This window comes from Gemmata sp. SH-PL17 (genome assembly GCF_001610855.1).
GTDB classification, from domain to species: domain Bacteria; phylum Planctomycetota; class Planctomycetia; order Gemmatales; family Gemmataceae; genus Gemmata; species Gemmata massiliana.
In genome coordinates, this window is sequence record NZ_CP011271.1 from 3,675,357 (window position 1) to 3,688,344 (window position 12,988).

Here is a 12,988-nt window from a genome sequence, read left to right on the forward strand (position 1 = left end):
CACCCGCTCGTTAGCACTCGCGGTACGCCAAGACTCCGGGCGAACGGCCGGTGAACCCCGCCCACAAGGGCGGCGGGTGGAGCACAAGGGCAGCGGGTGAAGTACACGGCACGGTCATCAAACATGGTGGCACCGAACGACCCACCGCCCTTGCGGGCGGGGTTCGCCAACAACCGCGCAACCGGCCGTTCGCCAAGACAACTCCGGGCGAACGAGTGGGCGCTGCTGTTTTACGAATCGGTCTTCAGCACGGGGTGCTCGGTGGCGGTCGCGTCGGCGAGAATTTGCAGCCGGCGGTAACTGTCGTTGGACTTCCAGAGATCGTCGTGCGCGCCGTCGGCCTCGAGCAATCCGTCTTTCAGGAGGAACACGCGGTCCACGTTGCGGAGCGTCGAGAGCCGCTGCGCGAGGAAGAGTACGGTGCGGCCCGCGGACACGCGCACGAGGGTGTCGTCGAGCAGTGCGAGCGTGTCTTCGTCCACGGGGCCGGTCGGTTCCTCGATGATGAGGATCGACGGGTCGCGGAGCAGGGCGCGCGCCAGTGCGATCCGGAACCGCTCGCCCGGGGTGAGCGAGTGCCCGCCGTTGCCGATGAGTGTTTCGTAGCCGAACGGCAGTTTCTCAATGAACTGGTGGGCGTGCGCGAGTTTCGCGGCTTCGATGATTTGCGGCAGGTTGTGCGACGGGTCGCCGACGCCGATGTTGTTCGCCGCGGTGTCGGTGAACGTGAGGTCGTCCTGCATCACGAGCGCGACCTGCGTGCGGAGCGACTCGTGCGTGACCCAGCGGATGTTCTTGTCCTCGATCCGGATCTCGCCGGAGGTCGGGTCGAGGAACCGCGGGATCATGGACACGAGCGCGTGCTTCTCGGCCGCGTTCTGGCCCACGATGGCGACGCTCGCACCGGCGGGGACCGCGAACGTCACGTCCTTCAGGATCGTTTCCCCGGTCGCCGGGTCGTTGAGCGTGACGTGTCGGAACTCCATGCGGGTCGTCAGCCCCGGGAGGAACTCTGCGTCGGCTGCTTCGGCCGCTTCGCCACGTCGTTCGAGGAACTCGAAGACCGCGTCCGCGGCTTCACGCCCGCGCCGGACCTTCAGGGCACGATCGAACAGCCCCGCGATCGGGATCGCGAGCGAAACCAGTGCGACCGTCAGAACCGCGAGCCCCGCGACCGAGAACCCGCCGGCCAGAACCCCGCGTGCGGCGAGGTATAGTAATGCGACGCCCGTCAGAACCACCACTGAGTTCAGCAGCGGACCGGCCATTTCACCGCCGCGGAGCCGGCGCCAGTTCGCCCGCGCCGATTCCGCGAGTTGGCGCTCCACTCGGTTTTGGTTGAAGCGTTCCATCTGGAAACACTTCACCAATCGGAACAGCGACATGCTCTCTTTCAGGAGCGCGAGTGTGGTCGCGGCCTGACGTTCGCCGATGCGCCCCTCGCGCCGGAAGTGAGCGGCTACTTGCCCTCCGACCAGCCACACGAGCGCGGCCAGAGCGAGGAAACTGAGCGCCAGCCAGAAGTTCACCAGCACAATCAAGCCGATCAGGAGAACCACGAGCAGTCGGTACCGGACCGTGGACGCGAATTGGGCCTGGATCGCGGCGCCGATTTCCTCGACGCGGCGCGTCATCAGGTTCGCAACTTCTTCCGTACCCAGGGTTTGCATCGTAATCGGCCCGAGCCGATACGAGTGGAAGTAGACCGCCCGCCGGAGGCGGATGATTGCGTCGAGAGTGACCGCGGCCGAGACGTATGTCAGCGCGTTGACAAGAATCCCGCGCACCGCCGCAATGCCGAACGCCAGGATGAACAGCCCGGTCAGATAGGGCACGTTGGCGGAACCTTTCGGTCCCGGCGCCCAGGTCCACGGGTTCCACGACGCGACCCAGCCGAGAACCGGGCCGGTCCACCGGTTGCGCTCGCGCACAACGAGACTCAATACGCCGAATTGAGGGCGCGCTTCCGGGTCCGCGCTGTCGGCCTTGTCCGCGCGCTCCCAGCCCGGGGGCGGCAGGTAGTTATCGGCCGCGCTCTGGTTCACGCGGTCCCGCAGCGCGAGGTACACGCCCGCGTGCCACCGCGCGTCCCACTCGTCGGCGAACAGGTGCTCTTCAGCCGGTGCTTTCGCGATCGGCTTCAGGTCGTCGTCCGTGCGGGTTTCGAGCCGCTTCGCCCGGTGGACCGGCCACCCCAATCGCGCGACCGCTTCGGCGCGGTCCGCGTCCGATCGGGTGGCCCATTCGTCCGCGAACTCGCGTTTTCGGGCGGCCGAGAGCTGTGCGTAGGTGGGGATCTCGCCCCGCCAAACGAGCAGGTCGACGAAGAGGTAGAGGAGCAGGAGCAGGAGCACGTAAGTGATAGCGGCTCCGACGGAACAGAGCAGCGATCCCCAGCGGGCGCTGGGGGACTTCACAAAACTGCTGTGGATTTGCGCGAGTGCCGTGCTGCCCACGTGTGCCCTCGGTGCAGGGACGGGCGGATCGGAGCCGCGGCCCCCGCGCCGGTCGTGAGGGCCACGAAGTTCAGACTAGCAAAGAACCTGCGCGCGTGTGAGCGTGAGTCCGAACGAAGCCGGAGAAAACTGCACCCCGGCCCCGTTCCCACCCCACCCCCAGCGTCACGCGAGGTCGCGGTCTTCAAACAGGAGCAGTCCGCCGAGGAGCGCGATTACGGTGTAAATCAGCGAGTACCCGGTTACGGTCAGCACGTACACGCCGAACTGCCACAAATTAAGTTCGGTTTCGCGGATGATGGCGCGGCTCATGTTGAACGATTCGAGCGACGGGAGGAGCGCGTCGAACAGGCGCCCGAGGAACCCGACGAGGCCCACGCCCACTCCGGCCCCGCCTTGAGCCTGGGCCTGCTGGGTCACCTGCACAATAACCGGCGCGAGGTGCCCCAGGAAGAACACCAGGAGGCACAAGACGAGGTTCACGATGAACGTCAGCCGCGTGGCCAGGGCCGACGCGACCGCGACCAGGATCATGACCTGCCCGAACCCGAGCATCACGCCGAACGTGTGCGCGACGGCGTCGGAGAACCACAGCCCGGCGCCGGTGGCCACGGCCTTGCCCGGCACACTCGGCACGACTCGCTTGAACGGCGGGACCACGGTCTTTTGGGCCTGGTAGGTCATCGGGTCCACGACCTTGTCCGTGGGCGCGGCGAGCGGGTCGGTGGGGTCCGCGGCGTTGTTGATCGTGTCGTACTCGCGGTTCGCCCGCAGCGCGTAAGTCAGCGACCAGTTCAGGAGCATCGACATGATGAGGCACGCCATCACGATCCCGAGGAACTTGCCGATCAGGAACTGGCGCCGGTTCACCGGCTTGCTCATCAGCGTGACCGCCGTGCGCCCCTCGATTTCCTCGCTGATCGACATGCTCGCGGCCAGCACCCCGAACAGGGTCGCGGCCAGCATCACGAGGTCGAACCCGATCTGCTTCATGAACTTGTAGTCGTCGCCGAACGTGAAGTACGGGATCGTGACCGAGATCCAGATCGCGACCGTGGCCCCGAGGGTGACGAGCCAGAACATCGGCTGCCGGCAGCTCTCGCGGTACGCGGCGAACGCCACCACCCCGCCCTTCGGCCATAGGATCATTACGATTTGCGGCAGGAGCAGGAACAGGTCCACAATGAGTTGCAAGTGGAGCAGCCCGCCGTAAATGTAGCGCCCGTTGACCGCGAGGTTGGCGGGGTCGCCTTTGTAAACGAGGAACGCGCCCGCGCCCCCGCCGGCCACGAGCAGCCCCAGGATCGCGTACCCGAGCGACGCGGGGCTGGACGCGGCGGACTTGAAGCCCTTTGGGTCGATGGCCCAGAGCCACGGCAGGGCCGCGACGAACTGTACGGTGGCGAGTACCACGCCGGCCAACAGTACCGTCGGGTCGTTGAACAGCATCGAAAACATGCGCGGGATCCGGGGTCGGTGCGAATCGAGACGTTACCCGCCATACGCCGCGCCCGGCCCGGCGGTTCGCACTCTGTTTAGGAGTTCCCGGCGAGAAGTTCCAGGGTTTCACGCCGAACACGAACCAACCGACGCGCCCAACAACCGCTTCTTCGGAACCCGCAGGCGCCTCACACCCATAATTGCAGCACGCGCATCACGGATTCCTGCCACACGTCGAAGGGTTCCTCGCCGTCGAGGGCCGCGACCGCCCCGTCGCCGGCACCGATTTCCGGGCGCGGGCCGGCCACGACCAATTCCGTGACCACCACGTTCTCCATTTCCATGTCGAACGGCTCGGTCGCGATCGCGAGGCAGTGGACCTGGGAATTTCGTGACAGTCGGTTCAAGTAAGTCATCACGGCTTCCCGGCTCTCGGTGCCCCGCTCCGCGGCCTCCTGTTCCGGCGTGTTCTTGCCCGATGCGGTCCGGTCGCCGGTTGCGACGAGGCCGTCCCCGCGCTCGATCGGCTCGCGGAGCAGTAACCGCAACAGCGCGGCCTCTTCCGCGAGCGGGGCCTTTCCGCCGTCCTGCACGAACAGCACTTCAAAGCGGATCGCGTCCGTGCTCAGCCAGTCGGTGAGTTTGCGAACGAGCGCCAGGATCGTGGACTGCAGCATCACGATGCGCTGGTAGGGCAGTTCGCTGTCTTTGAACCGGGCCGCGATCAGGTCCGGGAAGACAACGAACACGAACGCCCGCCGGCGCCGCAGGAACTGGTTCTCGTCGCGCGAGTAGTAGAACAGCTCGTCGCGCACGAACTTCATGTCGAAGAGGTCCGGGCTCTCGTCCTCCATGTACGCGAGTTGCGAGTGCAACAGGCTCTCGATCGAGCCTTTTGTGGAGATCGAAGTGTACCCGCCGACCGGGTACTGGTCCTCGTCGAGCACGCGCGTGGGGACTTCCTTGCGCCCGACGAGCGGCTTGACCGGGCGCGCGGGGAGCCGGGCTTCGATCCGCGCGGTGGTTTGCAGGATCTGGCGGTGCGCGACGTACTGGCCCATATCAGCGAGCGCGGTGCCCTGTTCGAGCGCGATCACGTCTTCGGGCGCGAGCACCTCCGCGAGCCGGCGGCCGGCGGACACGAGCGCCTCGTACATTTGCACGAGCAGCGGTGAGGGGCCGTCGCGCACCAGCCCGTCGTAGGCGGTCTGAACAACTTCGTCGGGGTTGGTCGATTGGAGCGCGCGGATCACCGCGGGTGGCAGCAGGACGCCGGTAATCCCCGCGTGCTCGCAGATCTGGTTCACGATGTACGCGAGCCCGCGCACGCGGTCCTTTTCCTTGTACTTACGCAGCGCGTCTCCGGCGCGCTCGAAGGTCCAGTCGGCGTAGAGTTTACCGAGAACGTGGTCCTCGTAACTGCGGCCGAGCGCGGGGGGCCAGCCGGGAACCGGGTGCGCGTCCCTCACGCGCTGCTCGGCGTCTACCCCCAACGCAACGTTGCCCACGTCCGCGACGAACCCGATGGGCGGGAGCGGGTGCCCGCTGGACGCGATTTCCATTGCCCATTCGAGCGCCGGGCGGACGGTCTTCGCGGTGGGTTTGAGGGCGCGCTGGAGCAGCAGCCCGTCGAGGATGTACCGGCGGGCCGCGTCGAGGTCGCGCAGTTCGATCGGGTCCATTAGCTTTCCAGGGTTCGCAATTTCTCCCCCTCACTTATATCGCGTAGACCGCGTTGTACCAAACCCCGTTATCTTGGCGAACGCTCGTTGAGTGACTCGACGCCACCCGTGCAATTGGGTTCGGTGAACCCTGCCCGCAAGGGCGGCGGGTGGAGCGCGCGGGCGGTGGGTGAATCGCACGGCGCGGTCATCAAAGACGGTGTGGGGTCGAACGACCCACCGCCCTTCACCAACAACCACCTGCGCGGGTGGAACTAAACGACCCCGACCGGGCGCCGCGGGTTCGCGGGCGGGTAGCGGCAATAGTCGTGTATTTGTTTCAATCGGAGCAATCGCGCAGGTCGTTAAAGTTTTCCGCGCCCCGCGCCGATCAAGTTAGCGACGTGGATTGGGATCGAACTGTTTACGGCTGTCGCGTGGCGGTGTTCGCGGTGGCTGGGCGAGGGGCGCATGAGGATCACGCGATTCCTTCTTCCCGGGTTCGTGGTGGCGTTGAGCGTCGGGCCGGCATTGGCTCAACCTCAATCTCGCGGCGGAGCCTGGTCGGACTACCCCGGTCTCGTGCCGTCGGTGCGGCCGGTCGGGGCCGAAGAACCGGCGTTTACCGGTTCATCAATGCCCCCGGGCCGCCCGCCGGCCGCGGTCATGAGCCTGGAACAAATGGGCGGGGCAACGGGTTCCGGTGCGGCCGACCCGATGGGCACGCTCACCGGGCAACCGGCCCCGGGGGCGCTGCCACCGGGGAGCTACCCGAGCCCCTATTACACGGACGGCCCCGGGTGCTGTTCGCCGCTCGAACGGGCCGGGCGCATCGGGTACGAGGGGTACAGCTACGCCGGTCTGAACTTCACGATCGGTAACGGCCTACCGGACCTGTTGAAGACCACCGGGTGGACCGTCGGGGGCGGCGTCCGGACGCTGTTCTTCAACCCGACGCACACGGCCGCGTGGACCGTCGACCTCGGCGGGAGCTACACGTACAACCGCGGGCAGGGCGAGAACGAACCGACGTTCCTGTTCCTGCGGACCGCGGCGGTGCAGAACCAGACGAACGGCGGGTTCCAGGTGCAACCGGACCGGTTCGTGCTGACCGCGGTGCGCGGGATCAGCCGGTCGAGCTTCAACTACGCCTTCGGCCGCGACGTGTGGCTCTTGGGTGACGGGAGCACGGCCGGGCAGAGCGGCACGAACTGGCGCATCGGCGGGTGGGTCGGCGGGCGGTACGGTACCGCTCACGTGGACATGGTCCCGCTCGACGAGACGAACGGGTACTCCCGGCGCCAGAACGTGTACCAGGGCGTCTTCATCGGGGCGCACACGACCTTCGACATCCCGATGGGCTCGTGGATCTGGACGAACGGCATCCGGTTCGAGTACGGGTACGACTGGACGAACCTGGTACCGCCGGTGCAGGGGAACCTGCACAACCTGAACCTCCAGTTCACGACCGGGTTCCGGTTCTGATGAGACCAAAGTCGGAGTGTTTGGGGGACGCTCCGGCGCGACCCCGCGATGCCACGCATCGCGGGGTCGTTCTCATTGAAGGGCGCGCGGTGTCCGCGTACAAATAGGAAATCGCCAGGGGTGCTCGCGCCGGCTGCGCGGGCTGAGAACACACCCTCGGAACTTGGGCGGGTCATGCCGCCCAAGAAGGCGACACACTTAAGACGCGGGCAACGGAGCGCGGGCGCGACCGCAACCCGGCCTTCTGAAACCCGCACTCGGCACATCTGAGACCCCAATGACCCAGCTCGAATCCGCTCGCAAGGGCATCGTCACGCCGGAGATGGAGTTCGTCGCGAAGCGCGAAGACCTGCACCCGGAACTGGTCCGCGCCGAGGTCGCGCGCGGGCGCATGGTCATCCCCGCGAACACGGTCCACCTCGCGAAGGGCCTCCAGCCGATGTGCATCGGCGTCGCGGCGAGGTGCAAGATCAACGCGAACATCGGCAACTCGGCCGTGACCGGCAAGGCCGACGACGAACTGGAAAAACTCCGCACCGCGGTCGAACTCGGGTCCGACACGGTGATGGACCTGTCCACCGGCGGGAACATCGACGGTATCCGTCAGGCGATCATCGACGCCTCGCCCGTGCCGATCGGTACCGTCCCGGTGTACCAGATCATTCAAAACGTCAAAGACCCGCGCGACATCACCCCGCGCCAACTCCTCGATATGGTGGAGCACCAGGCGAAGCAGGGCGTGGATTACATGACGATCCACGCGGGCGTGCTCCTCGAATACGTCGCGCTCACGAGCGAGCGCGTGACCGGTATCGTGAGCCGCGGCGGGTCGCTGATGGCCGGGTGGATGGTCGCGCACCACCAGCAGAACCCCTGGTTCACGCACTTCGGCGAATTGTGCGAGATCATGCGCAAGTACGACGTGACGTTCTCGCTCGGCGACGGGATGCGCCCCGGGTGCCTCGCGGACGCGAACGACAAGGCGCAGTTCTCCGAACTGAAGACGCTCGGCGACCTGACGCTGAAGGCGTGGGAGATGGGGTGCCAGGTGATGATCGAGGGACCGGGGCACATCCCGATGCACCTCGTGAAGATGAACATCGAAAAAGAGCGCGAACTGTGCCACGACGCGCCGTTCTACGTGCTCGGGCCGCTCGTGACGGACATCGCGCCGGGCTACGACCACATCACGAGCGCGATCGGCGCGGCGCTCGCGGCCGAGGCCGGCGCGAGCATGCTGTGCTACGTGACCCCGAAGGAGCACCTGGGCCTGCCGAACAAGGACGACGTGCGCCAGGGCGTGATCGCGTACAAGATCGCGGCCCACGCCGGCGACATCGCCCGCGGGCGCAAGAACGTGCGGGACCGCGACGACGCGCTCTCGAAGGCCCGGTTCGAGTTCGACTGGAACCGCCAGTTCGAGCTCTCGCTGGACCCGGAAACCGCGCGCCGGATGCACGACGAGACGCTCCCGCAGGACGTGTTCAAGAGCGCGAAGTTCTGCTCGATGTGCGGGCCGAAGTTCTGCTCGATGCGGATCACCCAGGACGTGCGCAAGCTCGCCGCCGACGCGAAGAAACTGAGCCTGGAACTGGCCGTGGTGTGATCCGAGGTCAAAAATCCGCTGCGGATGAGCGGATCACGCGGATCAGACAAAAGACAGAGAAGGTGTTTTAAGCCCCGTGAGGGGCGGCCGCGCGTAGCCCGGGTGTAGCGAAGCGCAACCCCGGGCGGACTTCCCGAATCCCAACATTTTGGGGCGTACTCTCATCTCGTGGCAACCAACGTGCTCGGGGTAAAGCGAAGCGCAACCCGGGCTACGCGCGGCCGCCCCTCACGGGGCTTAAAACACCTCCACCTTCTGCTTCTTGTCTTGATCCGTGTGATCCGCGTTTATCCGCGGCGGATTTTTGATTGATCTCTTCTGCGGCGCGAATCGCACTCATCGATTCCCTGAAATCGCTCCCCGTGCGCCGCGTCTGTATCCTGTTGGGGAATCACACCCTCGGGTACTTTCATGAATCTCGACGCCGTCATTTTCGTTCCCGCGCTGACCGGGAGCGTGATCGTCGGGTTCGCGTTCCTCATGTTCGCCGCGCACTACTACCTCAGCGTTCTAGAAGGGACCGCGGCCGGCGCGAAGGAGATCCCCTGGGAGGGGGACGCGATCACCAACAACTTCATAAAGGTGTTCTACCTCGCGTGGCTGATGGGGTTATGGGCCGGTCCCGCGTACTTCGTGGGGCGCGCGATCGCGAGCGGGAGCGACGCCGCGTGGATCAAGCTCGCGGCGCCGCTGCTCGTGATCTGGGTGCTATATCCCTTGAGCCAGTTGGCCTCGCTCAGCGCGTCGAGCGTGTGGGTGCCCATGAACCTGGACGTGTTCGCTCGACTCGCGCAAAAGCCCCTCGTGACGGTCGGGTTCTTCGCCCTCACGCTACCGGTGTTCGCGCTGATCGGGATCGCGTTCAAGTGGGCGTACATGACGCGGGGCGAGTTCCCGCTCCTGTTCATGGGCGTGCCGCTTCTGTGCTTCGCCGTACTCCTTTACGCCCGGCTGCTCGGCCGGCTCGCGTTCGCGCTGATGTTCACCAAGAACCTGTTCAAGCGGAAGAAAAAGAAGAAGCCGAAACGGGAGGTCGAGGAGTTCGACGCGGAGCCCGATGAGGAGGCTCCACCGCCACTCCAACCCAGCGAGATGGCACCGATCAATACACCGGACGGCGAATTGGCCGGGTACAACGTGCTGATGGAAGACGACCCGCCCGCGCCGAAGAAGCGCGTGAAGGCGGTGGTCGTGGAAGACGAACCGGAAGTGCTGGAACCGGAGCCGGTGCTGAGGCTGGCGCCCGAACCGCCACCGCTCCCGGCGCACGTGAAACGCACCACCGATCGCCCGCTCGAACGTGCCCGCGTGTGGGGCGATGAGGACGACGATAGCACGCCCTACACCATGAACCCCTCAGAAGTGAAGGACGAGGAGCGCATCCCGCAAGAGGTCGTGAAACCGCGCGCCGACGAAATGGCGCTGCTGGACCGTCGAGACGCGCCGAAGCCGCCGAAGGTGGTCTGGTCGTGGGAACTTCTCGCGTTCCTGCTCCAGCCCGGAACGATCTCGGCGCTTATCACGATGTCCGGTCTGGGAGTGCTCGCGGGCGTGTTCGTTCGCGTCGCCCGAGCCTTCGACCCGACTTTAGGGAGCGAATGACCGCGAATTGCGGACCCGCTCGGGTTGAAAAGTCACCGCGGATGAAATCAAGCACAAAGCCGCCACGGATGAACGCAGATCACACAGATCAGAACCGCGGAAGATTTAGACAGGATTAGAATTCGGAATCCGGTCGATCCCGTTGATCCTGTCAAATACTTTTCTGTTTCTTGTCTTGATCCGCGTGATCTGCGTTTATCTGCGGCGGATTTGTGCTTGATTTCATGTGCGGTGGCTTCTCCGGCTTTTCGCGCGTCAGCTAAAGTCACACCTCTCGCGAAAAAAGATCGCACATTTTTGGCCAGTTTCGGGGCGAGATCTCGCATTGGGTGCGCAGCGCGACGTAACCGACGTCCCCCTCAAGAGTCCGCACGCTCTCCCGGTTGGCTGAGAGCCGGCTCGCGCTGCCGTCGCTCAGGAGATCGCTATCGTGTTCAAGTCCTGGATTTCGAGATTGTTCCGCCCCCGCCCGGCCCTGATCCATCGGGCGCACCCCGTGACGAACCGGGCGCGCCTCGCCGCAGAGGTCTTCGAGGACCGCACCGTTCCGTCCACGTTCACCGTCACCAGATCGGCGGACGACAACAGCACCGGCTCCCTGCGCTGGGCGGTCAACCGGGCGAACGCCACCCCCGGGGCCGACACGATTAATTTCGACGCCTCCGTGTCCTCAATCACGCTGACGCGGGGCGAACTCCTGCTCACCGATTCGGCCGAGACCACGATCGTGGGGGCGTCCACGGGCACGCAGATCAGTGGGGGCGGTTTGAGCCGGGTGTTCGAGATCTTTTCCAGCGCCCGTGCCACACTGGACAGTTTGAAACTCGTTAACGGATACGCCGATACCGGCGGCGCGGTCGTTAACTTCGGAACGCTCGCGGTCGCGAACAGCACCGTTTCGGGCAACGTCGCCAGCGTCTACGGCGGGGGGATCGCGAATCTCTCCGGCGGCACACTGACGGTCACGAACAGCACCATCACTGGGAACAAGGCGAACGGTAGCACCAGTGTGGGCGGGGGGATCGCGAGCCTCTACAGCACCACCTTAACGGTCACGGGCAGCACCGTGTCCAACAACGAGTCCTGGATCGGTGGGGGCATTGATACCGAGTGGGGTACGGCGACGGTTACGAACAGCACGATCACCGGGAACACGGCCAGCGACCAGGGCGCGGGCTTCAGCAATTTCCAGGGTACGCTGACGGTCACGAACAGCACCGTCTCCAACAATACGGCCGCGAACTGGGCGGGCGGCATCAACAACTTCATTGGCACGCTGACGGTCACGAACAGCACCGTTTCCGGTAACACGGCCAACGAGCAGGGCGGGGGCATCCGGAGCTATCAGGGGCCGTTGACCGTTACGGGGAGCACCATCTCCGGGAACACGGGGCGGATCGGCGGCGGCATCGGGAGCTTTTCCGGCGTTCTGACGGTCGCGAACAGTACCGTTGCCGGGAACACCGGAAGTATCGGTGGTGGTGTCGACATTGAACAGAGCACAGCGACAATCACGAACAGCACCATCTCCGGGAACTCGGCCAGTGCCCTGGGCGGCGGTATCAGCGTCTACCAGAGCGCGCTGATAATCAACAACACGATCGTGGCCCACAGCACCGGTGTGGACGTTTCGGTCCTGGCCTCTGTCGCTACTGGCAGCCACAACCTGATTCAGGACGGTAGCGGCGGACTGATCGGTACGATCACCGGCGACCCCAATCTGGCCCCGCTAGGTAACTACGGCGGCCCCACGCAGACCATGTCCCTCCTGCCCGGCAGTCGCGCCCTCGACGCGGGCGACAGCTCCCTCGCCACCGGTGCCGGCCTGACCACCGACCAGCGCGGGTACCTCCGCATCGGCGGTCCGGCCGTCGACATCGGCGCGTTCGAGGTGAGCGACGCACCAACGGACGTGGCGCTGTCGAACAACTCGGTGCCCGAGAACCAGCCTGTAGGGACGCTGGTCGGGTACCTGAGCAGCACCGCTCCGACCCCGGGGATCAGCTTCACGTACACGCTCGTGGGCGGAACCGGGAGCGCTGATAACGCGCTGTTCACGATCTCCGACGACCAACTCCTTACGGGCGCGGTGTTCGACTTTGAGACCCGGTCGAGCTACTCGGTCCGGGTGCGCACGACCAACGCGGCCGGGTGGTGGACCGAGCGCGCGTTCACGATCACGGTCACGAACGTGGCCGAGGTGACCGGGTTCGATGTGCAGAAGGGGCTGATCGAGCGCTCGTTTGTGCGGTACCTGGACCTGGATTTTGCCAGCACTATTGATGTGGTCTCCACGGGTCGAATCCAACTCACTCGTTACAACCTGGACGGCACCGGCGGGTCCGCGGTCGGGCTGGGGCCGGTCAGCGTCACCGGGGCGCGCCTGTCGATCGATTTCGGCGCGCAGGGGATCGGCGGGAACCGCAACACCAGTGCCGGCGACGGGTACTACGTGCTGAGCATGGACCTGGACGGGAACGGGTCGTTCGAGACCACACGCGCGTTCTACCGACTGTTCGGCGACGCGAACGGGGACCGGAAGGTGGACGCGGCCGACGGCGCGTTCATTTTGGGCGCCTACGGGCAACTCGGGCCGAGCCTGGAAGGGGACGTGAACGGGGACGGCGTGGTCAACGCCCTGGACCGCACGTCCGCTCTGCGCGTCACCGGCGCGGCCCTCGGTGCGGGGCTCTGGATCGACGACTGATGTCACTTCTCGTGGCGCAGCCCTTGGTTCG

General features: G+C 65.6%; 8 protein-coding genes and 1 riboswitch. Of the genes, 5 read left to right on the top strand and 3 right to left on the bottom strand.

Annotated elements, in window-relative coordinates; all coding sequences use genetic code 11:
• Positions 1 to 230 precede the first annotated feature (230 nt).
• The 3 genes from VT84_RS15370 to VT84_RS15380 all read right to left on the bottom strand — a co-directional run bounded on the left by VT84_RS15370 (position 231) and on the right by VT84_RS15380 (position 5,578).
• Entirely contained in the window at positions 231 to 2,456 is a 2,226-nt protein-coding gene (locus VT84_RS15370; protein ID WP_052557576.1) for an ABC transporter ATP-binding protein, read from the bottom strand.
• A gap of 165 nt (positions 2,457 to 2,621) precedes the next feature.
• On the bottom strand, positions 2,622 to 3,914 hold the full coding sequence (locus tag VT84_RS15375) for an ABC transporter permease (RefSeq protein ID WP_052557574.1): 1,293 nt from the start codon (positions 3,912 to 3,914) through the stop codon (positions 2,622 to 2,624).
• A gap of 170 nt (positions 3,915 to 4,084) precedes the next feature.
• A complete protein-coding gene (locus tag VT84_RS15380) occupies positions 4,085 to 5,578 on the bottom strand; it encodes a hypothetical protein (RefSeq protein WP_052557572.1) in 1,494 nt (497 codons plus the stop codon).
• A 108-nt stretch (positions 5,579 to 5,686) separates the two neighbouring features.
• Between VT84_RS15380 and VT84_RS38560 the strand changes: the two genes are divergently transcribed.
• The 5 genes from VT84_RS38560 to VT84_RS15400 all read left to right on the top strand — a co-directional run bounded on the left by VT84_RS38560 (position 5,687) and on the right by VT84_RS15400 (position 12,957).
• A complete protein-coding gene (locus tag VT84_RS38560; protein ID WP_157469519.1) occupies positions 5,687 to 5,836 on the top strand; it encodes a hypothetical protein in 150 nt (49 codons plus the stop codon).
• A gap of 192 nt (positions 5,837 to 6,028) precedes the next feature.
• Positions 6,029 to 7,042 (top strand): hypothetical protein, encoded by a 1,014-nt coding sequence (locus VT84_RS15385; RefSeq protein ID WP_052557570.1) that lies wholly within the window; start codon positions 6,029 to 6,031, stop codon positions 7,040 to 7,042.
• Positions 7,043 to 7,148: 106 nt separating this feature from the next.
• A riboswitch (TPP riboswitch) is annotated at positions 7,149 to 7,247 on the top strand.
• Between the two features lie 39 nt (positions 7,248 to 7,286).
• Positions 7,287 to 8,648 carry a phosphomethylpyrimidine synthase ThiC gene (gene thiC / locus VT84_RS15390; RefSeq protein ID WP_082840170.1) on the top strand — a complete coding sequence of 454 codons (1,362 nt, stop codon included), beginning with the start codon at positions 7,287 to 7,289 and terminating at the stop codon, positions 8,646 to 8,648.
• A gap of 411 nt (positions 8,649 to 9,059) precedes the next feature.
• On the top strand, positions 9,060 to 10,250 hold the full coding sequence (locus VT84_RS15395) for a hypothetical protein (RefSeq protein WP_082840171.1): 1,191 nt from the start codon (positions 9,060 to 9,062) through the stop codon (positions 10,248 to 10,250).
• Positions 10,251 to 10,704: 454 nt separating this feature from the next.
• Positions 10,705 to 12,957 (top strand): choice-of-anchor Q domain-containing protein, encoded by a 2,253-nt coding sequence (locus tag VT84_RS15400; protein ID WP_157469521.1) that lies wholly within the window; start codon positions 10,705 to 10,707, stop codon positions 12,955 to 12,957.
• The last annotated feature ends 31 nt before the right edge of the window (positions 12,958 to 12,988 follow it).